This window comes from Paenibacillus psychroresistens (assembly GCF_009728935.1).
GTDB lineage: Bacteria > Bacillota > Bacilli > Paenibacillales > NBRC-103111 > Paenibacillus_AC > Paenibacillus_AC psychroresistens.
The window spans coordinates 980,710-1,002,420 of record NZ_CP034235.1; the positions used below are offsets into that span (position 1 = coordinate 980,710).

Consider the following 21,711-nt stretch of genomic DNA (forward strand, 5'->3'; position numbering starts at 1 on the left):
TTCGATAAAGCTCTAATCACAATCCTCGTTATGCATCCTCACGAACCGGTAAACCAAGCGCGGCGGCAATGCGGCTTCCGAACTCGGGATCGGCTTTATACCAATGTCCGATTTGGCGGATTTTAATTTCGTCCTTCTCCACGGGGCTAATTGCCCCCACTATATTGACAACTAAACGTGCACGTTCTTCTTCGCTTAATAGTCGATATAAATCACCGGGCTGAGTGTAATGATCGCTATGGTCATAAGCAACGCTATCAGCCAGTCCTGAAACAGCGAATGCTGCCGGTTTGTCAGCTGCTGACTCAGTAGCACCGTCGTAGCTGTTTGGCTCATAATAAACGGAGCCTCCACCATTGCTGTCAGAGCGCATTTGTCCGTCACGCTGGTTATTATTCACCTCTGCAAGGGGACGATTGATCGGCAAAGTATTATGGTTAGCCCCAACCCGATAACGATGGGCATCACCGTATGCGAAGAGACGGCCTTGCAGCATTTTATCTGGCGAAGCTTCAATTCCAGGCACGAATGAGCCAGGCGAGAATGTAGCTTGTTCAACCTCTGCAAAATAATTCTCTGGATTCCGATCCAATACCATCCGACCTAATTCGATTAAAGGATAATCTTTTTGAGACCATACCTTGGTTACATCAAATGGGTCGAAGCGATATGTATTCGCATCCTCCAAAGGCATAATCTGAACACAAAGCTTCCAAGCCGGGAAGTCACCGTCAGCAATCGCATTGAATAAATCTTCCGTATGATAATCAGGGTTTTCACTAGCAAGCTTAGCAGCAAGATTAACATCAAGGTTATGAACGCCTTGCTCTGTTTTGAAATGATATTTGACCCAAACGGCTTGCCCTTCATGATTGACCCATTTAAAGGTATGACTGCCGAAACCATGCATATGTCTAAAAGTTGCTGGAATCCCACGGTCTGACATGAGAATAGTTACTTGGTGCAAAGACTCAGGCGAGAGAGACCAGAAATCCCAGACCGCATTTGGATTTTTTAAGTGTGTTTGCGGATGGCGTTTTTGGGTGTGGATGAAGTCAGGAAATTTAATCGCATCCCGAATAAAGAAAACCGGGGTATTATTGCCGACCAAGTCATAGTTTCCTTCTTCTGTATAGAATTTCACAGCAAAACCACGTGGATCACGAACCGTATCAGCAGAACCAAGCTCACCTGCAACCGTTGAGAAGCGGATGAACATGGACGTACGTTTGCCAACTTCAGCTAAAAAACTCGCTTTTGTATACTTCGACAAGTCATTCGTAACTTCAAAATATCCGTGCGCCCCAGCGCCTTTAGCATGTACCACACGTTCAGGGACACGTTCCCTATTGAAGTGCGCTAATTTTTCCAAGAGGTGAACATCCTGGATTAAAGTGGGTCCGCGCGCACCTGCGGTCATCGAGTTTTGGTTATCTCCGACTGGAGCTCCCCAGCTAGTGGTCAGCTTGTTATTATCCTTACTCATAACAGAATCACTCCTTATTTATTGAAAAGCTAAGCTCATATATTGATCCATGGCGGTTTGGATCGATTTTTCATACATACGACTGTGACATACCTGATTATCTGATACAATTATTTGATCATCTTGTTTATTGCCATTTCTTAGAATAGAGACATCGATTCTATCCTGTCTTCGATAAAAATGAATCGAGTTGGCTTTAATCCGGATGTGAGCGATTGCATTGCAGTCATCGAATTCAATTTCTACTTCTTGGCCGAGATATTTTTGAATCTTCTCAAGGCCTTGATGAATCGTTTTGAGATAGCTTCTGATATAGTCCTCAACATGATCGAGTAGTTTTCCATTATGAATGGTTTCGGTATAATCCTCGTGAATTTTATTTAATAATTGGTCCTTGTTCATTGCAATATCACCTCCATTTTGCTAATTGAACAGACTGGAGCAATTCCTCAGCTTTTGTATTTATATTCGTCCCAAACCTGATCTATGTATGAAATAGTTCTATTCCTCTAAGTGTAAATCAGATAAAAAAGTGACAGCAATAACTAAATCTTAGGATATTCAACTCATTTGCTTTTCTCGATAATAGGAAGGGAAGCAAGCAGAAAAAGGGAGGAATAAGCATGAATCATAGCAAGTGGAAATTATGGGGACTTGTTGCAGTAATGTCGGTTACATTAACCATGTCGGCATGTAGAGGCTCCAGCAGCTACAGGTGTGGAAACTACAGCACCATCAACAACAGCTGCTGCAGTGGTTGAGGACGGCCCGCTTGTTAAATATGATCCTGCTATTGAAGTATCTACGGTCCGCATGCAGAACAGTGGATTGAAGTTCCCTAGCGGAGATGATTGGGACAATAACGTGTATACGCGAGAACTTGATAAACAGCTAGGCGTCAAGCTCAAAAACAAATGGGTGATTGACGATCAACAGTATGCCAAAAAGCTAAGTGTCTAAATGGTAGCTGGTGATTTCCTTGAACCAAACATAACAAATAACTGCTGATACTCTCTCAAAGATTGAGAATTAGTACCACCTATATTCACGAACCCGCGAGGTTTAAGGTAGCTTAGTGTCTGGTTGAAGCGTGAATATTAAGCTATGTGAAGACTCTGACTTCTTGGGCTTGCCTCTCACAAAATTAATCTTTTTTCCAATTCCTTAATTGTCTTTACCCATTCCTCAAAATTTTCAGATTCTTCCCATAATTCTTTGAGTTCGGATTCTAAAAGTATTTTTCCAAGTGCTTTTTGAGCTATTACTAATAGATTATTTCCCTGTCCTTTTTGTTGGTTTATCCACTCTTCAAGTTCATCATCATATTTTTCTTTTCCGGGTCTATTTTGCAACGCAGCCAGTATTTCTATTGCTCCTAAAGCAATAGCTGCCGTGTCTGTATCTAAATCACTATCATCAAGCACCATTTCAATAGATTCAGAAATTAAGCTCAAATCCTGCGTTTCTAAGAGTTCTTCTACCCAATCCAATACTGTATCATTTTCGAGATTTCCATATCCCCATGCTCCCATGTACTAACACTCTCGCTTCTTTTTTTGATTTTGTAGTTCTTTATTAACTATTAGTAATTCGGGAATTCACCAACCGTCTTATTTACGAATTTTGCAAATTCTACATAGTTGAAGTATTCGCGATGTTATTAAATTATCCTCCCCGATAGCTTAATGAGACAGCCGTATTTAGAGCTAACTCGTACCATTCATAACGACTCGCTTGCTTACCGCCTTAAATAAAAAATAAGGTTGAAATTACAATATTCACCCAAAAAAAACCGACCATTTGGCTGGCCGGCTTTCTTGATTGTGCTTACCTTCATTTGAGATCTCTCAGCTTTGCAAGATCAGCATCTGTTCTGTTGCCGTGGATCACAATTTTAGCAAGCTCTTTCTCGATTTGATTAAATTCATCATCTGTTAGCTCGATGTCAGCTGCCCTTAGATTTTCTTGAGTTCGCTCAAGTTTTCGTGAACCAGGAATGGGTGCTATAAAATCTTTTTTATGCAACATCCATCCAAGAGAAATCTGAGCAGGAGTGGCCTCTTTTAATTCTGCAAAACGGGTTAATAAGTCTAGCAATGGCTGATTTGCTAGAATATTCTCCTTGTTAAAGCGAGTGATAACTCTCCTTGCGTCAACTCCAACATATTGGGTATCTGCTTGGATTTTCCCGGACAAAAATCCATTGGCAAGTGGAGAGAACGGAACAAAGCCGATACCAAGCTCTTCACATGTGGGGATCACATCCTTTTCAAACATCCGCTCCATGATGGAAAATTCACTCTGAATCGCAGTCAAGGGAGTTACCGCATGCGCGCGTCGGATTTCATCTTCTGTGGACTGTGATTGTCCCCAGCCTAGGATTTTTCCTTCTTTAATCAGTTCGCCCATGCAGTATGCGATTTCTTCCACTGGGATGTCCTTGTTCACTCTGTGTTGATAATAGAGGTCGATATGATCTGTTCCAAGTCTTTTTAGAGAAGCCTCCACATGCCCCCTAATTTGTTGCAGTAGCTTCTCGTTAGAGTTCACTTCGTTGCTTTTTTCAAACATAAACTTGGTGGCAATTACAACCTTATCCCGGATCGGCTTCAGTGCTTCACCCACCAGTTCCTCGTTGGAACCCATGGCGTATCTCTCGGCTGTGTCGAAAAAAGTACAGCCAATATCATAAGCCTTGCGAATCAGGCTAATAGCCTCACTGCGCTCTGGCACAGAACCATATCCTTGAGATAGCCCCATACAGCCATAACCAATTGCGGACACTTCTAAATCTCTTAATTTTCTTTTATGCATTTGTTTTTGCCCCTTTCAATCTTTCAGTTCCTCTCTAATTTAACTGTTTTGCACTTGATGCGGAAGTTCAAATAGGTTAGGATGGCATTAACTAAAAGTTTAAGCGAGGAGGGGCTTTAAATGAACGAACAATTGAATACGTTTATTCAGGTGGCAGAGTCTGGGAGCTTTTCCAAGGCGGCTGAAAAACTATTTATTTCTCCAACCGCTGTGATGAAGCAAATTAATTCATTGGAAAAGCATGTAGGAGTGCCTCTTTTGATTCGCACTAACCATGGTGTTGAGCTTACCGAGGCAGGAAAATCATTTAACAAGGATGCAGCATTTTTTTTGCAGTATTTTCAAGAAGCCGTGCTACGTATACGTCAAGCCGCACAAGGAAATCAGCATGTGATTCGCGTGGGAACTTCAATGCTTAATCCCTGCAAGGTTTTGCTGGATTTGTGGAATGAAATCAGCGACCAATATCCGCAATTCAAAATAAAAATCGTCCATTTTGAGGATGATGCTTATACTCTCCCAACCACCTACCGTTCCATTGGCAAATACTTTGATTTCATTGTAGGACCATACCTTATTGAAGATTGGAAGGATTATTTCAGTGTGCTTGAGCTGGGAAGTTACCGCTTTAGCTTTGCTGTATCTCGCAACCATCGGCTGGCTTCTAAAATAACACTGTCTGTCAAAGATTTGTATGGAGAGAAATTGGCGGTGGTGAAAGGTGGAAAAAGTGCAGTAATTGATGGAATTCGTGATTTTTTGATAAGGAACCATCCTAAAATCAAAATTAAAGATGTTCCGCGCCTTTATGATATTGATGTATTCAATCGTTGCGAGCAAAGTGATACTGTCCTACTAACATTGGATGCATGGTCAGATATTCATCCGTCCTTAGTGACCATCCCTAGTGATTTGGATTTCACGGCACCCTATGGTTTGCTATATCCCTTAAATCCAACCGAGACTGTCAGCCAGTTTTTAGAAATCATAAAAGAAATGCAAACTGAGTGAAAGGGATAACGCCTTGAATTGTACAAAATTAGCGCCAGCATATTTTTTGAAATCCAGAGAATCATTGCGTAAAGTAAGTGAAGTGGTAATCTTCCCCGAGTCAGATTGTTCCAAACGCCCCCAATCCCCCTAAATCTGCTTCGAGCCATAGCGGACGCCAGCCACAAGTACGACGTCGCCAATGCTGAAGTGCGTTCCACTGATTCTGCAAATCCTCAGTCAAGGTGTTGCCGTTGGTGTCTTCTACACCAAGAGTCAGGCCATTAACGCCGACAACTGCCGTATCCAGCAGAATGGAATCCAGAGTATCCCAGAAGTAGCCTGTGGAGGTATTGATCGCCATACCGCTATTGATATAGTTGAGTGCGTATTGGGTTGACACCGCTAAAGCTTCAGCTGACCGATTCAACGGAGGCTGCATGAGACGTGTTCGATTGGGAGTGATTGGATGCGGGGTAATTGGCCGTATTCATCTGAGCATGGCTGTACAAATGGAGCATATTCAGCTAATGGCGGTTGCGGATACGAATTATGAAGCCGCATCAGCCGCAGGGGAAATCTATGGAGTACAAGCTGTCTATTACAATGGACATGATTTGATCGATGAGGAATGAATGCTCAGGAGGTGGAGATCATCATGCAGGCTAGAGGCTCACTTGTCGCGGCAAGCTGCACTTCACGTTTTCGTTTTCTTGAATCCCGGCTGGTTATAACCTTTCATATGCTGCCTGGAGAAAACAAGGAAATTTTATTCCATCAAGCAGATTCGGAGAAAGGTGTAATAACGAGCCGAGTTTGGTCGGGGAGCGAGAGCTGGGATACGCTTCATTCGGGGCTCATGAGTGACTTTGCTTCTGCGATCATAGAAGACCGTCCACCAATGGGAACATTAGAGGAAGCCTATTTGGCGTAAAGTGTGATTGACGACGCGATTTACCTCTCTTCTGATGAAAATCGGGCTGTATTAGTATTTCAAAAATAGCCAGTAATCAAACCTTAACTTGACATTAAAAAGTAGTAATGTTATAAAAAGGTGTTGGCACTCGACAACTTAGAGTGCTAAAGTTACACACCTAGCTTGAAAGGGGAATTTATTCGTGAAAAAAACACAGTTTAAAGCAGAATCCAAACGGCTTTTAGAAATGATGATTAATTCCATCTATACGCAAAAAGAAATATTCCTGAGAGAGCTGCTTTCCAACTCTAGTGATGCAATTGATAAAATGTATTACAAAGCGTTGACGGATGAAAATTTGGCTTTTGACCAAGAAAACTACTTTATTAAAGTGACTGCCGACAAGGAAGCAAGAACTTTAACTATTCGTGATACAGGTATTGGAATGTCGAAGGAAGAGCTAATCGACAACCTTGGAGTTATTGCCAAGAGCGGATCATTAGCATTCAAGAAAGAGAATGAATCTAAAGAAGGCCACGATATCATCGGTCAATTCGGTGTTGGCTTCTATTCAGCATTCATGGTTGCAGATGTAGTTACTGTGATAAGCAAGCCTTTTGGCAGTGATGAAGCTTATAAATGGGAATCCACAGGCGCAGACGGATATACAGTAGAGTTAGCTGAGAAGGATTCAGTAGGTACTGAAATTATTCTTACGATCAAACCAAACACAGAAGATGAGAAGTTTGACGAATGGCTCGAGACTTACCGCTTAAAAGGGATCATCAAAAAATATTCCGACTTCATTAAATACCCGATTAAGATGGATACTACCAGCAAAAGAGCTAAAGAAGACAGCGAAGATGGCGAGTTCGAGGATTTTGAAGAAGAAGAGACTGTTAACAGCAGAGTTCCGATTTGGAGAAAGAACAAAAAAGAGCTTACCGATGCAGACTATGAGCAATTCTATGCGGACAAGCGTTATGGGTACGACAAGCCAATTAAGCATATTCATCTTAGTGTTGACGGTGCTGTTAGATATGACGCGATCCTTTTCATTCCAGAGAACATTCCGTTTGATTTCTATTCCAAAGAATTTGAAAAGGGACTAGAGCTTTATGCGAATGGTGTTTTGATCATGGATAAATGTGCTGATTTGCTGCCTGATTATTTTAGCTTTGTTAAAGGGATGGTAGATTCCGAGGATCTATCGCTTAATATCTCGAGAGAGATGCTGCAGCATGACCGTCAGCTTAAGCTGATCGCGAAGAACATTAAGAGTAAAATCAAAAACCAACTGCTAAGCTTATTGAAGGACGAAAGAGATAAGTATGAGCAATTCTATAAATCCTTCGGCAGACAGCTTAAATACGGGATTTACAGTGATTATGGCACGCATAAGGACGAGCTGCAGGATTTATTACTATTCCACTCTTCCAAAGCGAAGAAGTTAATCACTCTAGATGAATATGTAGCCAACATGCCAGAGGATCAAAAATATATCTACTACGCATCTGGTGAAACGAATGAGAGAATAGATAAACTGCCGCAAACAGAAATGGTATCCGATAAAGGCTATGAAATCCTTTACTTTACGGACGATATTGATGAATTTGCAATCAAAATGGTCATGAAGTATAAAGAAAAAGAGTTTAAATCTGTATCGAGTGGCGATCTGGGGATTGAAGCAGATGAAAGTGAGAAAACAACCGAGTCCGAAGAAAGCGACAACAAAGAATTATTCGAGTATATGAAAGCTCAATTGACGGATAAAGTCAGTAATGTGAGAGCATCCAAGCGCCTAAGATCTCACCCGGTATGCTTCTCCACCGATGGTGAAGTCACGATTGAAATGGAAAAAATCTTGAAATCGATGCCTAACAACCAAGATGTAAAAGCAGACAAGGTTTTGGAAATCAACGTCAATCATGCCGTATTCCACTCACTTAAGGCTGCCTTTGAGCAAGATAAAGACAAGCTGAATCTTTATACAGCTCTGTTATACAGCCAAGCATTACTGATTGAAGGCTTGCCGCTTCAGGATCCAGTTGAGTTCACCAACGATATATGTAAAATCATGGTCTAAGTAAATAACCGTTTGAGAGAAGAAGGCAGATTTATTTGCCTTCTTTTTTCTTCCCTAGTTCACTTAACGATTTCACTATTTGATCGGCTACTTCATGTGATTTGAGATATTTTTCATGAGATAACGGAGTCCAGCTGAGAATACCAGGGCAGCGGACTTCCACATCTTTGCTGACATTCTTGTAGTATTGAGGGTTAAGTCCTTTAATCGGAAAAGCCAGCAGATCATTTTTGTCGTAGAAATTAACCCATTCACCGATAGCAAGCTTTTTGAGATTTGGTGCAGGTACACGAATCGGAATGCCAAAATGTTCAAATCTCATGGTCCAAAGTGCAATAGGACTGCCTAATGTATAAAAATGAGTAAGGGTTTGCCCTTTTACAAGATTAGAGTTGCTTGAGTTTATTACATCGGCTGCTTTTTGGATCATCTTGTTATTCTGTAAATCATAGAAAAAGTTACTTGATATTATAGTGCCAAGACTATGGGAGATCACACATAAGGGAGCATTCTCGCCTGCTTTTTTGGAAAGTCTTAGCAAGCACTCCGCATAACGCTTATGAATATCGTCATAAATATAGTCATTCGGGCAAGGATCATTTTCTTTGGGGACAGCCTGATAAGCAATGACATCACCCAAATAATTTAGGACAAAGCTGCGCAGCCTTGTAGGTTTCCCATGATGTTGATGGATAGCTTGAGTTCGTGCCCAGAGCTTTTTCTCGAGTTTATCTGTAATATCTCCCCAGAATACACCCTCAATATGCAGCTGGATGGAAGGATTTACTAAAGCCATTTTCTTGATTAATAAGCTTTCCATAGCTAAATAGAAATCTAACTTTTGCTGTCCCATGCCGTGGACAATTGCGATAGCGATCTTCAACTTCCATTCCCCCTCTTTAACAAAACCTAGCCTGTAAATTAGTTTATTCAGGAGTTTGTATTTGGGTTTAGAGGAAATTTGGCTAGGGAGGTCAGATTGAAAAAACCAAGCGACGAATATACAAACTCGTTACTTGGCTTTTTTTGTTGTTGAAGGCATAAGCAACATCGCTTTGCCATATATTCAGGATAGAGCCCTTATCATGTGTGAAATGAGGTAGTAATCATGTCAAATGTGGTGGATCTAAATTTGGATACAGATGAAATTGAGTTAAAGCTCGAAAACTCTCCTGGAGTACAGAAAATACAATACGCTAAAATTTCACGTTTAAAATTCTCGGAGGGTTCCGTTAAAAAATGGTTTAAAGTCAAACAGTTCAGGATCATTGAAGTCCATGTTAGAGGAAATGACACTCCTTTTATTATCTCAGGTGATAGGGTGAAAACACTCGAACAAATGGAACCTTATCTCAGGCAGATGGCGGAAAAGCACAACGTTATCATTGAAGCTTAACTGCATTACAAAAACCGGTCCTATTTATGGGATCGGTTTAAAGCGGTGTTAAGCTTGGGTCGATATATTTCTCTCTAATTTTCAGGATAGCAGGTAAATTATCAAAGAATAGACTCACAAGCTGGGGATCGAAGTGATGCCCGCTTTCTTGAGTGAAATATTCAAGAATCTCCTCAAGCGCCCAAGCTTCCTTGTAAACGCGCTTGGTATTCAAGGCATCGAATACATCGGCCAATGCTGCAATTCTGCCATAAATATGAATCTCTTCCCCGGCTAGTCCATTGGGATAGCCTTGGCCGTTAAATTTCTCGTGATGCTGATGAGCGATAATTGCGGCTGTTTTGAAGATGTCGCGATTGGAATGATTTAACATCGCATAGCCATGCAGTGTATGGTTCTTAATGATTTCAAACTCTTCCACAGTCAGCTTGCCTGGCTTATTTAAGATTGCATCAGGTACGGCAACCTTGCCGACATCATGCATGGATGAAGCTAAGCGAATCACTTCGGCCTCATTTTCAGGTATTCCGTACTTCAGAGCAAGCAATTTGGAGTACTCGGCAACACGTTTAACGTGATTTCCGGTTTCTTTCGAACGTGTCTCCGCAATTTCCCCCAAGGTAAAGATGATTTCCATCTGCGTATGCTCAACCTCTTCATTGAGGTAGATATTATCAAAGGCTACAGTCACATTCGTGCAATAAATTTCAATTAAATAACGGTCCCATTCGTTGAGCTTCTTGGCGCCTTCAAAATAGATAACGTTCTCTCTGCCTGTTTTGCTTTGGAAATAACAAGTGAAATGATTCTCGTAGAATTCACTTTTCTTCTCATGAAAGGACTTTTCAATAGACTTAAAGATATGGGCAGGCACTTTATCTTCTACGCGTTCGTTTTCGTAAACGGAATAATCGCCAGAAGCGGCAAGAATATAAATTTCTTCCTGTCCTTTGGCAACGGCATAGCTATTGCAATGCACAGCATTCTTATTCAAGTTCAGAATGGAGGTCAATTGGGTCAGAACCCCTGAAGCAAAATTCCGCATCGACATGACTTCGAACAAGTCTGCAGAGGAATTGATGATTTTCTCAAGCCCGATTTTGTTGTTCTCAATAACCATGATATCGCGATAGGAGCGCAGAGCTGCCATCATCGTAGTAAAGAGCTTTTGCGAGGTTAATTCGGTTTTTTCTTTGTAATCGTTAATATCGTAATTGGTGATAACTGTTTTCTCGGGTGCTTGTCCAGGCTGACCAGTACGGAGAATAATCCGGACCCATTTATATTTTAATTCCTCACGAATGTACTTAACGATTTTCAATCCGGAGTCATCCTGGTCCATAACGACATCCAAAAGAATAATCGCAACGTCGGGATGCTCATCAATTACGCTTTTTGCCTGATCTTCGGTAAAGGCGCTGATAAATTCCAATGACTTGCCATCGAATTCAAAATCACTTAAAACCATGCGAGTTAGATGATGGACTTCTTGCTCGTCATCGACAATAATGACCTTCCATTTTTCCTTCTCATAATAAGATTGTTGAGTATCAACTACTTCTTCATCGGCGAATGTTAGAAAATCATCATTTTGCTCACTAAACATTTAATCATCCCTCGTTTATTGGAATTTGAATAATAAATCGGGTACCAAATCCGACCTTGCTCTCACAACGAATGGTTCCAGCTAGTGATTGTGTTACTAGATTATAAACAATATGCATACCGAGACCTGTTCCACCGCCACTGCGATTTGTCGTAAAGAAGGGGTTGAATATTTGCTCCATTACTTCTGGTGACATGCCTTTACCATCATCGCTATATCGAATAGTAAGCTCGTTAAGGTGTCTATTAAGCTCAATTTTAATGATTCCTTCAGCTGTGTTGCTATAAGCATGAATGATAGAGTTCATAATCAAATTGGTCACTACCTGTGAGATCGCGCCAGGATCATTATAGAGTTGAATATCTTCTTCACCTTGAACGATAACTTGATGCTTTGTTTTCTTAATATTGGGCTGGAGACTGATAAGCACTTCCTGAATATAGGATTTAATCTTGAATTTGCGCTTGGTTTGCGCAGAACGATCAACCGCTACTTGCTTGAAGCTTTTTATTAGCTCTGAGGCACGTTGCAGGTTGGTTTGGATCATACCTGTCGTTTCACCAATGATTTTCAGGTAATCATCGAGATCCGATTTCTTCATTTTATTCTCGAGGAATAGGGCTTGAAAGGCTCGGTTCTTCTCATCCATATAAGAAACCGCGGTAACTCCTATACCAATAGGGGTGTTAATTTCGTGTGATACTCCAGCAACCAAATTTCCTAAGGCAACCATCTTTTCAGATTCAACCAGCTGTTTCTGAGTTTGTTTAATGGTTTTCATAGCCAGTTCTAATTCATTATAACGGCCATCCAGATCAGATACCATATTATTGAATGCGGATGCGACTTCCGTGATTTCATAGCTGGCATTTAGCTTAATCTCTTTGTAGTCCAAGCCATTTTTAAATGAGTTTGCAGCTTCACGGATTTTTAATAAGGGTCGAATAAGCAGCTGACGAATAATAAAAGATAGCACGAATAACAGAAGCAGGCTTGCAGCTAAAGCTACAATTATAATGATCTGTGTCCGATTAGTAATCAATGCAGCGCTATCTGAAGTATTAATCAAAAGCTCAATGGCCCCAATTGTAACGCCATCTTCTTTAAGTGGAGCCGTTAGACGATCTTTGGGGATTCCGTCCTTCTCATTGCGGATATGCTTGACCAATGTTTCATCAAACTTGATGATATCCAATAATTCCGGTGGAGAGGGGGTACCAATGCGATCCCGGTCAGTGGAAGCCAATACCGCATCTTTACCGTATAGAGTAAGCTGCAGCACATTGGGGTTCTTATATTGGATATAATCAAAAATTTGTTGAACGTCAACAATATTGTGAGATTCTTCATATCTGCCATTAATAGCCGTCTTCATGCCATCTAGCTGACCTACATAAGTTTCTTCAACGGTTTTGCGCAAAGTATGAGTATCAAACCAAACGATGATCGAGGTCATCAAAACAGTGACAATGGTAACTAATATAAGGATTTTGAGTTGTAAGCTTAATTTTTGAAACACAGCAGTTCTCCTTAGGGCTTTCGAAAGAAAGCCATCATCGTAAGCATAATCTTGGCTTGCGTTGCAAGCCAGCATCGTAAGCCTAAACTTAGGCTTAATTATTTGATATCAAATTCAACGGTTTGTGTTACATCATAAGGGGTGTGGTCATTATTGTGCAGGGAAATTTTTAGAATATGGGGACCAGGCTTTAAATCCTTGAAGACTTTGTGCCCTTCCTTAACTCCGATTTTCTCGCCATTGTCCAAATACATATGTATATGACCCTCGCCGTTTTCACGAGCCATGCCGTAGTGCTCTGGTGAAATCATCATGTTTGTAGTTACATCTACGTCAAGCTCGGTTCCCTTAACTTCCGTTTTAACTTCCATAGTCGGTTTATGGTTTGCGTCCATGACCATAGTCGAATGATCCATTTCCATTTCTTTCTTTTTGCTGCCGCAAGCCGTCAGAACTAGACAGCAAGCTAAAATTAAATACATGACTTTCATTGCTACACCTCGTTTTATTGAGTAATTATACCTATGATATATGTCGGTTTTTAGGGACAGAAGTATGAGATTTTTATATGCTATTTTACAAAATTCTACTAAATTATACAGAGAAACTGTTAAATATATGGTATAGTACTAGAAGAAAACGGAATGGGAAGCAGCGAACGAAATAATTACCATTACTTACACTTAGATCGAGGGGGTAATCCAAAATGAAACGAATTATTCTACTAATCACAGTTCTTACGGTATTTACTGCTTTTTCAGGATTAGCTAGTGCCAGCACTTTAAAAATGACTGTAGACGGAAAGAATGTAGCTTTTGCTTATGGGACCCCTATTATTGAGAATAATAGGTCACTGATGCCCTTAAGGGATCTGCTTATTGCTCTTAATGTTCCTAATGATGATGACCATATTATATGGAATCAAACCGAAAAATCCGTAACCATTAAGCAAAATAGTGATACGATTAAATTAACGGTTGGAGAAACTAATATCTATAAGAATGGCAAGGTTTTTGAGGTGCTCGAGGTGCCAGCCCAACAAGTAAAATCACAAAGTGACCGTGTATTCCTCCCAGCCCGCGCTGTAGCCACAGCATTGGGATATAAAGTCGGCTATGATGCCAAAACGTCAACGGTTCAGGTTACATCCGAAGCAACAGTTATTCAAAAAAATCGGAGATTAACCCAAGAAAGCTTTAAGCAAGCTGCAGATATCATAGCGGCTAAATATAATTTAACAAACCAAATCACTGAATTTACCGATGAGAATGGCCTTAAATATCACAGTACAAGAGCTACGTTGACTAGTAAAAAAGATGCTGCCCACGACTACGAAAATCAAGTGTTAGTGATGGATTACTCAGAATCCAATAATGGTGCAGGTTATGTATATTATCTGATTTGGGACAATAAAACCACGATAAGTGACCTAAGTGTTGCCACGGTTGGATTTGACTTTATGTCCCAGTTATATGGAGCGGAGCTGTTCTTCACGGAACAGAATATGGTAGATATAACTCATATTAAGAATTTTGATTATAATAATTCAGACTCTACATTTATGTTCAGACAATCCTATACACATGCTCCGACTTTTGATGCAGGTAACTTTAATGGAATGTTATATGAAAAATAGACAAAAGCAAAAAAAGCAGCAGCCTCTATAACTAAAAAGAGGAAGTTGCTTTTTTTTTGGTAGATACTATAAATTATGAGTTTAAGTCTTGTTACTTATACGGATCTTAGCCAATAACTTTAAAATGGACAACTGCGCTGTATAACATTTTATTCTTCAGTGGGTTGAAAACTACATTATGGCTGATGAAGAATACCGAAAGCATTAAAGCTTTATTATTGTCGATTTGTTCATTGATTTTCTTCTCAAGTGTATTTAATTCATAAGCCTCGAAAAACTCGATTTTAGCCTCCATCTTATCTAAGAAAATACTCATATGGATTTACTCCTCATTATGGCTTTAACGGAATCAGAACAAATCATGTTATCTGCACCGCTTTTTCCGTCATACAAGCAGTGTACTGTGGGAGGAGGGGAGTTGCAAGCTAGACATTAAACGTGAAAGCTTACAACTCTATGATTAACCGTACTTTATTCAAAATACGGCTGCTTTTATAAGTTGTTATAATTATGTTAATGTACGAGCAAGAGAAGTTTTATATAGGAGTGTGGCTAGAGTGACGAAATTTGAGAAATACATAGGAATTGATTATTCCGGAGCTGGGGAGCCGCGTTCTTCCAATAAAAGTATCGCTGTGGCTATATCTGAAAAAAACGAATCTACTATAATTCTGCCTAACACAATGCCTGTCCATAGATTAAGCAACAACACTCGGATGAGCTCCAATAATGCGCCAGTTTGGTCCAGAGAGGATAAATTGGAAAACGGCTCAGCATTCCGTTGGTGAATGTAAGAAGACAAGATCTTTCATTAGCTCAACAGACAGAAGATTAGTAGAAAAAGAGTCGCAACCAGCGCCAAAGGAGTAGTCGATTTAGATAGAGTGGAGGGGAAACAAGGGACAGTTTCTTATTCTACTCATGCAGGAATTTCTTGGATCATCCGCTTGAGGCGGCTGCAGCAGCTAAAGCTGATCAAAGTGCATTTTTGGCCTTACGATGGCCTTGTTATAGAACCAAGCAGCCATGTTATTTTTGAAGGTTATCCAGCTTTGTACAAGAAGAGGGTAACTCCTGAAGGATCGTTAAATGAGCACGAACGGGATGCTTTTTTTATTGCCAGTTGGTTAAGGGACCGGGATCAAGCTCAAGTGCTTCAGCACTATCTAGATCTCCCTACCTTAAGTGAGAGTGAGCTTAAATTAAGCGCGAACTGGAAGGCTGGGTTTTGGGGTGCCTTTAAGTGGTAGATGAATAATGAAGTTATCGGCAACTCTCTGCAGTTTGTCCCAAGAAAATCATCAGGTTTCTCCATTGCTAAGAGGAGTAAATTTTATTATGATTTACTAAGCGATAATGATTATCATTATCTTTACAAAATCAGATATTGGGGGAAACAAAGCGAGATGAGAACAGCGCGTAGATTTATCGTAATTTTAGCATTAACAACTTTGATGGTCGCCTTGTTTACGGCTTGTGGCACTAAAGATAAGGATGCAGTAAGTTCAACAAGTCCAGAAAATGTTCAACCAACTGCAAGTCCAGCAGCAACAGCTGTTGCAACACCAGAACCAACAACTGAGCCTGCTACGAGATCTTTTATAGATTCTAAGGATCATACGATTGAAATTCCAACTCATGCCAAAAAAATCGTATATACCGGAAGTGATTTAGGGGATCTGCTTGCATTGGGAGTTAAACCCGCTGGTGCCGCACTTGGTGTTATTGCTTCACAGGTAGCTTTCCCAGACTTATTGACTGGTATTGAAGACATCGGGGATGTGAAAGCTAATCTGGAGAAGGTACTCTCTCTTGAGCCGGACCTCATACTTATGGATAGCGGAGGCACTTACTATGAATCCAAAGATTATGATGCGTTGAATAAAATTGCTCCAACCGTTGCCTACGACAGGCTTCCTACCTTTGAGCGATTACTTGTCATGGGCGACATCTTAGGAAAGAAGCAAGAAGCAGAAGACTGGATTAACGCCTTTAAAATTAAAGTTGCGGGAATCAAAGATCAGGTTGCTGTAAAAGAGGGTAAAACGGCATCTGTTTACATTCGATTAGGTAAAGATTTCTACGTTATGGGGAATAGTGGATTCGCAACTATTCTTTACGATACACTTGGCTACACACCTGCTACAATGGTCAAGCAGAATTTAATCGATAAGAAGGAAAATTTCGCTGATTTAACCAAAGAGCTTTTGCCTGAATACGCAGGAGATTATCTTTTTGTGCTTACGGATGAAGATGAAACGGCTAGAGCAGCGGCAGATTCTTTTACGAATGATGCGGTATTTAAATCAATCAAAGCAGTCGCTAACAAGCAAGTTTATTACATCCCAACAAAATGGAATTTTGATGATCCGATTACCAAGGATAGATTATTGGACGAGCTCCCAAATATTATGAAATAAACTTGTAGTATAATTTTCTAAAAAGAAGCTTTCAACTTCATGTTGATAAGCTTCTTTTTTTTCTGTACAATTAAAATGTAAATGATAATCATTCTCACAAGTTGTTTAGCAGGAGGGCTACCATTGAAACAAACGGAGAAGGAAGCTCCATTACTTCACGAATTATTCTTTTCGATCTGCCAAGTCGAAACAATCGATAGTAGCGGAAATTCAATAGATTTAAGTCCGTTAGAGGGACATCATGCGATAGTTGCATTTACAAAAGGTACTTGCAATCTGAAAATCGCTGGAGGTACTTTGCATTTTCAGTCGGGGACGTGCTTTATAGTAAAGCCGGGGGTTCAAGTAAAGTTTGAGGACACAATTGCAGAGGATTTTGCTGGATACTGGATTACATTTGATATATATCGTTTAGGTGTAAGCGAACCCTACTCGGATATGCAAAAATACTTTCCCTATGGACAACAGCTGAATCCGACGCCTTTTATTAAATTTGTAGATATGCTAGAGCAGCTCCAAGTCAGACAGCAAAATGTCGGTAAACTGGAGTGCTTTAAGCAGCAAATACGTTTGCAGGAGCTCATTGTTTTTTTGCTGGAAAACCATCAGGTAACAGAAGGGCCCTCGGATTCATTGCGTGCTGTTAAGCGTTCTGTTACTTATCTGGAAGAAAATTATATGGAGAATATTACGGTAGAACAGCTTTCTCAGCAAGCGGGTATACGACGTTGGGAATATAGCACTTTATTTCAGAACCTTACAGGCTTTAAGCCTTTGGAATATTTAACGGATGTACGGATGAAGCGTGCTAAGGAGCTTTTGCTGCTCTCCAATGAGCCGCTTCGAGATATTGCGCATCGTGTAGGTTTTAAGGATGAGTATTATTTCAACCGTAGATTTCGGCAGTCCATGGGGATCTCCCCTAAGCTATATGCTCGAACTCATCAAAGTGAAGGTAGTATCAAGGATTATCTAGGCTCACACATTGAGCTGCCGCTGCGGCAATCAAGGATTGTTGTGATAGGTTATGAATTGGGTAATTTGCTCACGCTAGGCGTGAGGCCGGTTGGCGCTGATTTAACGGTAATCGGTAAACAGGTGGTTTATCGGAATGAGCTGCATAATATTAGCGATATTGGCCCTAAGGAGGATCTGGAAAGAATAAAAGCATTGGAGCCGGATTTCATATTTAACTGCAGTACTATGCATTCAGCTACTGCTCTCGTAGCGCATATTGCACCTACCCTGGTTATTAATAGAGAGGATTCAAACTTTGAAAAGCTAAGGTTAATTGCGACAGTAGTAGGTGAACGGCCAAAAGCGGAGAAGTGGATCAAGGATTATAAGACCAAAGTAAAGGCTCTGTGGTCGCAATATAGCTTGGATATAGGAGCAAAAGAAACGGTTACGGTTATCGTAATAGTGGATGGGGAGTTTTTTGTCATGGGCAACCATGGATTATCCTATACACTTTATCATCCGCTTGCGTTTAAGCCAGCCGAGAAGGTTAGAGAAATGATTGAGCAGGGGGTCGATTTTGAGGAAATTTCTGTTGAGATGCTAGCGGATTATGTAGGAGATCGGCTTTTTTTACTGGTAGGCGAAGAACCGCGTTCTGTTAATGCTGCGAATGATTTAATAAAAAGTCCTCTGTGGAAGGAGCTACCAGCTGTTCAAAGAAATCTTGTCTATCTTGTGGATCCGAAATGGAATTACGATGATTCGATTACACTCGAAAGGCTGCTGACTGTTCTTCCAGGTATTTTACGCAATAGCTCATAATTTGGTGGCTATATATCCTTAAAGTCTATTAATTTCACTAATAGTTAGGTAGGTTAATTTTAAATCGTCCGAAATGCATGTTTAGAGTATAATTGGAAGCAAGGAATTAAATGGGGAATTAGGAGCTGAAGCAATGAACCGTCCTATCATATCGATCCCAAGGACTGAAGTAGAATTCATACATACTATCGTTTCGATTGCTGCAATATTATTTACTATTACTTATTTAGTTATGACATGGACAGAGCTGCCCAATTCCATACCCATACATTTCAACTCGTTGGGCAAAGTGGATCGTTGGGGAAGCAGGTATGTTTTATTCATTCTTCCTTTGCTGTCGCTGGCTGTATATTTTGGCCTTTCTATTCTGGCTAAGTTCCCGCATAAGTATAATTATCCTGTCCAAATTACGGCGGGAAATGCTAAAAAGCAGTATTTAAATGGGCGTATATTATTAAGTTGGATGAAGGTAGAGATAGTTGTATTATTCAGTTATATAGAATGGCGAATCATTCAAACCGCTTTGGAAAGATTAAGTGGATTAGGTATTCTGTTCTATGTTATTTTAATTATCTTTATAATGACGATTTTTAATTATCTATTGCGCATGCGCAAATAGGCAAAAATTTAAAGCGACTGGACAATGCCAGTCGCTTTAAATCCATATATTCACTTTAGTGTGTAATCACTGTCTCTTACCTGTGTAAATTAAAACAGCGTCTCGGAGAAATTCGGCGGATCCTGGCTGTTTAGTATCATAAAAAGCCGTGAATCTTTCGTCATCGACGTACATCTGGGCAACTCCGGCATGTGCTTCTTTGGTATAGGTATCCCAATAAAAGCTCAACCATTGGCGATGCAAGTCGGCTGTTTTTTGTGCTAGCTCACCAGCAGGATCGCCGGTTGCAAAAGCTGCCGCTAATGTATCCATAACATCAGCCCCCAGCTTTTCAATTGCCGCATGTTGTTCCTCGGACATATTTTTAAGCTTCCTGTTGGATTTATCCACTTCTTTATCTCCGTATTTTTCTCTAATTTCTTTGCCGTATTTGGCCTCATTGTCGTCGATCAGTTTTTGTTTAAAGCCCTCGAATTTTTCTTTATCCGTCATGGTTATTCTCCCTTCAGTTAACGCTATTGTTTTCTCAACATTAGCGATTAACTCATCTAATTGAGCTCTTCGTTCAAGAAGCTTTTCATGGTGTTCGATCAATGCAAGGGCACCATCGAATTCGGGAGCAGTCATAATATCTCTAATACCTTCCAAGCTCACACCCAGCTCACGGTAAAAAAGAATTTGCTGCAGCCGATCTACCTCTGATTGCCCATAAATACGATACCCCGATGAATTGATTCTTGCCGGCTTAAGAAGGCCAATTACATCGTAATAGCGTAGTGTTCGGGTGCTGACACCTGCTATGTATCCTAGCTTTTGCACTGTGTATTCCATGATCAACCTCCTGATAAAATAACTATACTCCTTTACGTAACGTTAATGTCAAGGGGGAATAATACATCAATCGCATGTGCCACGCCATCCTCTTCACAGTGCTTCGTCACCATATTTGCCCGCTCCTGAACATATAACGGAGCATTCTCAACGGCAACGGAATAGCCTGCCTCGGCAAACATCGGCAGATCGTTGTCATGGTTGCCTATGGCAATCACGGATTCCTTAGCTATATTAAGATGCTGCTTCAAGAAACGAAGGGCTTCCCCTTTGTTAGCCTGCAGATTAGTAATTTCAATGTTATGGTTATCGCTAGGATGAATTTGTACAGGTATCGCTTTGAGATCCTCCATAATGGCAGTGAGCTTAGCGTCGTCGTCCTGCACATAGATTTTATAATAGATTTTATCGGAAGGGATACTGCCCACAAAAACGGGTAAATGGGGATAGTCGCGTTGGATAGAGTGAACCAAATGAGAGTCTTGAGCAGCAAACATCGCGTCGCGCGTGTAAACTCGGTAAAGCGCACGATGTTTTTCAATTGTGGCAAGGATATAACTCATATGAGCTGAAGGCAAGGGAAAGGAGATGAGCTCTTGATCTGCTTGCATATCGTATACATGGGCACCGTTGCTGGCGAATAAATAAGAGACACCTTTGAACTTATGCACGATAGGAAGCGCTGCTGCGAACATTTTACCTGTAATAACGGCTACTATAACACCTTCGTTTATTACACGCTCTATAGCCTTGAGATTCCGATCACTCAAACGCAGCTGGCGATCAATTGTAGTGCCATCTAAATCAAGCGCGATTAATTTGAAGTGAGTATTATTCATCTAAGCTGTCTCCTCGCCATTTACTCTAGATAATGGATTTGATTCCTATATTGCTCCAATAGTTGTTTGTTATACTCATCTCCACCATCTAAATTGCTGGATAGAAAAACAGGAGGTGTAATCCCTCTTTTAAGCAGAAGCTCAATAGTTTGCGATATCGTTGCATGCATAATAGTCACACCTGTTACAGTGGAGAGAGGGGCTGTTTTCTCTGGCAGTCCTTCAATCGCCAAGGCTGCATCGCCTTTTTCACCCATCATATCTAGAATAATATCAGCGAGCTCAAACAAGCGTTTCCCGCTAGAATGGCGGCTTAGACTATCACTAGAGTAGCTCATTGAAGTTAACGCAACAACTTTTACGCCATTTTCTATTGCCCATAAAGCCAGCTCGATGGGTACGGTATTGCGTCCCGAAACAGAGGCAATCACTAGCACATCGCCTTGTTTAATCTTCGTCTCCGAAAGAACGGCTGCAGCAATTCCCGATATTCGCTCATACTTGGAAGTTCGGGTGGGAGGGAAAGTTTCCAAGGTCATACCCGGCAGAAAAATAGGGTTCATCAGCATGAACCCGCCAGCTCTATAGAATACCTCTTGTGCAAAAATACTGGAATGACTGCAGCCCGTAATATAAATCGTGCTTCCATTCTCTACAGTGTCAGCGAATAGTTGAGCCGTCTTTTCCATGGCTTCTATTTGTGTTTCCAACACTTTGTCTAAGTTATCTTGCACAGCTTGAAAGTAACGTTTTATCTGCAGCATGGCTCTT

The 21,711-nt window shown here is 40.7% G+C and carries 26 protein-coding genes; 13 read left to right on the forward strand and 13 right to left on the reverse strand.

Annotation, left to right across the window (positions count from 1 at the left end; all coding sequences use genetic code 11):
• Positions 1–28 precede the first annotated feature (28 nt).
• Both katA and EHS13_RS04565 read right to left on the reverse strand, forming a co-directional pair.
• Entirely contained in the window at positions 29–1,486 is a 1,458-nt protein-coding gene (gene katA, locus EHS13_RS04560) for a catalase KatA (RefSeq protein ID WP_155699229.1), read from the reverse strand.
• Between the two features lie 18 nt (positions 1,487–1,504).
• Positions 1,505–1,888 (reverse strand): hypothetical protein, encoded by a 384-nt coding sequence (locus EHS13_RS04565; protein ID WP_155699230.1) that lies wholly within the window; start codon positions 1,886–1,888, stop codon positions 1,505–1,507.
• A 221-nt stretch (positions 1,889–2,109) separates the two neighbouring features.
• On the opposite strand from EHS13_RS04565, the gene EHS13_RS04570 reads away from it, so the two are divergent.
• Complete coding sequence (locus EHS13_RS04570) at positions 2,110–2,247, forward strand: hypothetical protein (RefSeq protein ID WP_155699231.1); 138 nt, start codon at positions 2,110–2,112, stop codon at positions 2,245–2,247.
• Positions 2,204–2,446 (forward strand): hypothetical protein, encoded by a 243-nt coding sequence (locus EHS13_RS04575; RefSeq protein WP_155699232.1) that lies wholly within the window; start codon positions 2,204–2,206, stop codon positions 2,444–2,446. Before EHS13_RS04570 ends, EHS13_RS04575 begins: the two co-directional genes overlap by 44 nt.
• Positions 2,447–2,622: 176 nt before the next feature.
• Here EHS13_RS04575 and EHS13_RS04580 read toward each other — a convergent pair whose 3' ends face one another.
• Together EHS13_RS04580 and EHS13_RS04585 are read right to left on the reverse strand one after the other, a co-directional pair.
• Positions 2,623–3,018 (reverse strand): DUF4259 domain-containing protein, encoded by a 396-nt coding sequence (locus tag EHS13_RS04580; protein ID WP_155699233.1) that lies wholly within the window; start codon positions 3,016–3,018, stop codon positions 2,623–2,625.
• A 301-nt stretch (positions 3,019–3,319) separates the two neighbouring features.
• Positions 3,320–4,300 carry an aldo/keto reductase gene (locus tag EHS13_RS04585; protein WP_155699234.1) on the reverse strand — a complete coding sequence of 327 codons (981 nt, stop codon included), beginning with the start codon at positions 4,298–4,300 and terminating at the stop codon, positions 3,320–3,322.
• A gap of 120 nt (positions 4,301–4,420) precedes the next feature.
• On the opposite strand from EHS13_RS04585, the gene EHS13_RS04590 reads away from it, so the two are divergent.
• Positions 4,421–5,311 carry a LysR family transcriptional regulator gene (locus tag EHS13_RS04590; RefSeq protein WP_155699235.1) on the forward strand — a complete coding sequence of 297 codons (891 nt, stop codon included), beginning with the start codon at positions 4,421–4,423 and terminating at the stop codon, positions 5,309–5,311.
• A 100-nt stretch (positions 5,312–5,411) separates the two neighbouring features.
• Here the strand turns inward: EHS13_RS04590 and EHS13_RS36190 are convergent, their stop codons facing one another.
• On the reverse strand, positions 5,412–5,693 hold the full coding sequence (locus EHS13_RS36190; protein WP_162462952.1) for a hypothetical protein: 282 nt from the start codon (positions 5,691–5,693) through the stop codon (positions 5,412–5,414).
• A 37-nt stretch (positions 5,694–5,730) separates the two neighbouring features.
• Here EHS13_RS36190 and EHS13_RS04600 point away from each other — a divergent pair, with 37 nt between their 5' ends.
• From EHS13_RS04600 to htpG, 3 genes are all read left to right on the forward strand, one after another.
• Entirely contained in the window at positions 5,731–5,925 is a 195-nt protein-coding gene (locus EHS13_RS04600) for a Gfo/Idh/MocA family oxidoreductase (RefSeq protein ID WP_155699237.1), read from the forward strand.
• 23 nt (positions 5,926–5,948) lie between these two features.
• Positions 5,949–6,224, forward strand: coding sequence for a hypothetical protein (locus EHS13_RS04605; RefSeq protein WP_155699238.1), 276 nt, complete (start codon positions 5,949–5,951; stop codon positions 6,222–6,224).
• 184 nt (positions 6,225–6,408) lie between these two features.
• Complete coding sequence (gene htpG, locus EHS13_RS04610; RefSeq protein WP_155699239.1) at positions 6,409–8,292, forward strand: molecular chaperone HtpG; 1,884 nt, start codon at positions 6,409–6,411, stop codon at positions 8,290–8,292.
• A 31-nt stretch (positions 8,293–8,323) separates the two neighbouring features.
• Here the strand turns inward: htpG and EHS13_RS04615 are convergent, their stop codons facing one another.
• Positions 8,324–9,175 (reverse strand): chemotaxis protein, encoded by an 852-nt coding sequence (locus EHS13_RS04615; RefSeq protein WP_155699240.1) that lies wholly within the window; start codon positions 9,173–9,175, stop codon positions 8,324–8,326.
• 225 nt (positions 9,176–9,400) lie between these two features.
• Here EHS13_RS04615 and EHS13_RS04620 point away from each other — a divergent pair, with 225 nt between their 5' ends.
• Complete coding sequence (locus tag EHS13_RS04620; protein WP_155699241.1) at positions 9,401–9,688, forward strand: hypothetical protein; 288 nt, start codon at positions 9,401–9,403, stop codon at positions 9,686–9,688.
• Between the two features lie 37 nt (positions 9,689–9,725).
• Here the strand turns inward: EHS13_RS04620 and EHS13_RS04625 are convergent, their stop codons facing one another.
• The 3 genes from EHS13_RS04625 to EHS13_RS04635 form a co-directional block, all read right to left on the reverse strand.
• Complete coding sequence (locus EHS13_RS04625; protein WP_155699242.1) at positions 9,726–11,294, reverse strand: DUF3369 domain-containing protein; 1,569 nt, start codon at positions 11,292–11,294, stop codon at positions 9,726–9,728.
• A 4-nt stretch (positions 11,295–11,298) separates the two neighbouring features.
• Positions 11,299–12,813 carry a sensor histidine kinase gene (locus tag EHS13_RS04630; protein ID WP_162462954.1) on the reverse strand — a complete coding sequence of 505 codons (1,515 nt, stop codon included), beginning with the start codon at positions 12,811–12,813 and terminating at the stop codon, positions 11,299–11,301.
• A gap of 98 nt (positions 12,814–12,911) precedes the next feature.
• Positions 12,912–13,304 carry a hypothetical protein gene (locus tag EHS13_RS04635; protein WP_155699244.1) on the reverse strand — a complete coding sequence of 131 codons (393 nt, stop codon included), beginning with the start codon at positions 13,302–13,304 and terminating at the stop codon, positions 12,912–12,914.
• A gap of 215 nt (positions 13,305–13,519) precedes the next feature.
• Between EHS13_RS04635 and EHS13_RS04640 the strand changes: the two genes are divergently transcribed.
• Positions 13,520–14,449, forward strand: coding sequence for a copper amine oxidase N-terminal domain-containing protein (locus EHS13_RS04640; RefSeq protein ID WP_155699245.1), 930 nt, complete (start codon positions 13,520–13,522; stop codon positions 14,447–14,449).
• A gap of 106 nt (positions 14,450–14,555) precedes the next feature.
• Here EHS13_RS04640 and EHS13_RS04645 read toward each other — a convergent pair whose 3' ends face one another.
• Complete coding sequence (locus EHS13_RS04645; protein ID WP_155699246.1) at positions 14,556–14,765, reverse strand: DUF2536 family protein; 210 nt, start codon at positions 14,763–14,765, stop codon at positions 14,556–14,558.
• A 241-nt stretch (positions 14,766–15,006) separates the two neighbouring features.
• Here EHS13_RS04645 and EHS13_RS04650 point away from each other — a divergent pair, with 241 nt between their 5' ends.
• From EHS13_RS04650 to EHS13_RS04670, 5 genes are all read left to right on the forward strand, one after another.
• Positions 15,007–15,237, forward strand: a complete 231-nt coding sequence (locus tag EHS13_RS04650; protein WP_155699247.1) for a hypothetical protein — start codon at positions 15,007–15,009, stop codon at positions 15,235–15,237.
• A gap of 96 nt (positions 15,238–15,333) precedes the next feature.
• A complete protein-coding gene (locus EHS13_RS04655) occupies positions 15,334–15,699 on the forward strand; it encodes a hypothetical protein (RefSeq protein ID WP_155699248.1) in 366 nt (121 codons plus the stop codon).
• Positions 15,700–16,869, forward strand: a complete 1,170-nt coding sequence (locus EHS13_RS04660; protein ID WP_155699249.1) for an ABC transporter substrate-binding protein — start codon at positions 15,700–15,702, stop codon at positions 16,867–16,869.
• A 123-nt stretch (positions 16,870–16,992) separates the two neighbouring features.
• The gene (locus EHS13_RS04665; RefSeq protein WP_162462955.1) at positions 16,993–18,651 is read left to right on the forward strand and encodes a helix-turn-helix domain-containing protein; all 1,659 of its coding nucleotides are present in this window, start codon (positions 16,993–16,995) and stop codon (positions 18,649–18,651) included.
• Positions 18,652–18,784: 133 nt separating this feature from the next.
• Complete coding sequence (locus tag EHS13_RS04670) at positions 18,785–19,270, forward strand: DUF1648 domain-containing protein (protein WP_155699251.1); 486 nt, start codon at positions 18,785–18,787, stop codon at positions 19,268–19,270.
• A 66-nt stretch (positions 19,271–19,336) separates the two neighbouring features.
• Here EHS13_RS04670 and EHS13_RS04675 read toward each other — a convergent pair whose 3' ends face one another.
• Genes EHS13_RS04675 through EHS13_RS04685 form a run of 3 tightly spaced genes read right to left on the reverse strand, consistent with a single transcriptional unit; the run spans position 19,337 to position 21,704 of the window.
• The gene (locus EHS13_RS04675; protein WP_155699252.1) at positions 19,337–20,101 is read right to left on the reverse strand and encodes a MerR family transcriptional regulator; all 765 of its coding nucleotides are present in this window, start codon (positions 20,099–20,101) and stop codon (positions 19,337–19,339) included.
• A gap of 32 nt (positions 20,102–20,133) precedes the next feature.
• A complete protein-coding gene (locus EHS13_RS04680) occupies positions 20,134–20,940 on the reverse strand; it encodes a Cof-type HAD-IIB family hydrolase (protein WP_155699253.1) in 807 nt (268 codons plus the stop codon).
• 20 nt (positions 20,941–20,960) lie between these two features.
• Positions 20,961–21,704, reverse strand: a complete 744-nt coding sequence (locus tag EHS13_RS04685) for a sugar isomerase domain-containing protein (protein ID WP_155699254.1) — start codon at positions 21,702–21,704, stop codon at positions 20,961–20,963.
• Positions 21,705–21,711: the final 7 nt, after the last annotated feature.

Excerpts from the sequence above, each read along its gene's own strand:
- EHS13_RS04645 (WP_155699246.1), bottom strand. The coding sequence starts at position 14,765 with ATGAGTATTTTCTTAGATAAGATGGAGGCTAAAATCGAGTTTTTCGAG.
- EHS13_RS04580 (WP_155699233.1), bottom strand. The coding sequence starts at position 3,018 with ATGGGAGCATGGGGATATGGAAATCTCGAAAATGATACAGTATTGGAT.
- EHS13_RS04625 (WP_155699242.1), bottom strand. The coding sequence starts at position 11,294 with ATGTTTAGTGAGCAAAATGATGATTTTCTAACATTCGCCGATGAAGAA.
- EHS13_RS04605 (WP_155699238.1), top strand. The coding sequence starts at position 5,949 with ATGCAGGCTAGAGGCTCACTTGTCGCGGCAAGCTGCACTTCACGTTTT.
- EHS13_RS04620 (WP_155699241.1), top strand. The coding sequence starts at position 9,401 with ATGTCAAATGTGGTGGATCTAAATTTGGATACAGATGAAATTGAGTTA.
- EHS13_RS04670 (WP_155699251.1), top strand. The coding sequence starts at position 18,785 with ATGAACCGTCCTATCATATCGATCCCAAGGACTGAAGTAGAATTCATA.
- EHS13_RS04660 (WP_155699249.1), top strand. The coding sequence starts at position 15,700 with ATGAATAATGAAGTTATCGGCAACTCTCTGCAGTTTGTCCCAAGAAAA.
- EHS13_RS04570 (WP_155699231.1), top strand. The coding sequence starts at position 2,110 with ATGAATCATAGCAAGTGGAAATTATGGGGACTTGTTGCAGTAATGTCG.
- katA (WP_155699229.1), bottom strand. The coding sequence starts at position 1,486 with ATGAGTAAGGATAATAACAAGCTGACCACTAGCTGGGGAGCTCCAGTC.
- EHS13_RS04675 (WP_155699252.1), bottom strand. The coding sequence starts at position 20,101 with ATGGAATACACAGTGCAAAAGCTAGGATACATAGCAGGTGTCAGCACC.
- EHS13_RS04590 (WP_155699235.1), top strand. The coding sequence starts at position 4,421 with ATGAACGAACAATTGAATACGTTTATTCAGGTGGCAGAGTCTGGGAGC.
- EHS13_RS04680 (WP_155699253.1), bottom strand. The coding sequence starts at position 20,940 with ATGAATAATACTCACTTCAAATTAATCGCGCTTGATTTAGATGGCACT.
- EHS13_RS04685 (WP_155699254.1), bottom strand. The coding sequence starts at position 21,704 with ATGCTGCAGATAAAACGTTACTTTCAAGCTGTGCAAGATAACTTAGAC.
- EHS13_RS04640 (WP_155699245.1), top strand. The coding sequence starts at position 13,520 with ATGAAACGAATTATTCTACTAATCACAGTTCTTACGGTATTTACTGCT.
- EHS13_RS04600 (WP_155699237.1), top strand. The coding sequence starts at position 5,731 with ATGAGACGTGTTCGATTGGGAGTGATTGGATGCGGGGTAATTGGCCGT.
- EHS13_RS04585 (WP_155699234.1), bottom strand. The coding sequence starts at position 4,300 with ATGCATAAAAGAAAATTAAGAGATTTAGAAGTGTCCGCAATTGGTTAT.
- EHS13_RS04565 (WP_155699230.1), bottom strand. The coding sequence starts at position 1,888 with ATGAACAAGGACCAATTATTAAATAAAATTCACGAGGATTATACCGAA.
- EHS13_RS04635 (WP_155699244.1), bottom strand. The coding sequence starts at position 13,304 with ATGAAAGTCATGTATTTAATTTTAGCTTGCTGTCTAGTTCTGACGGCT.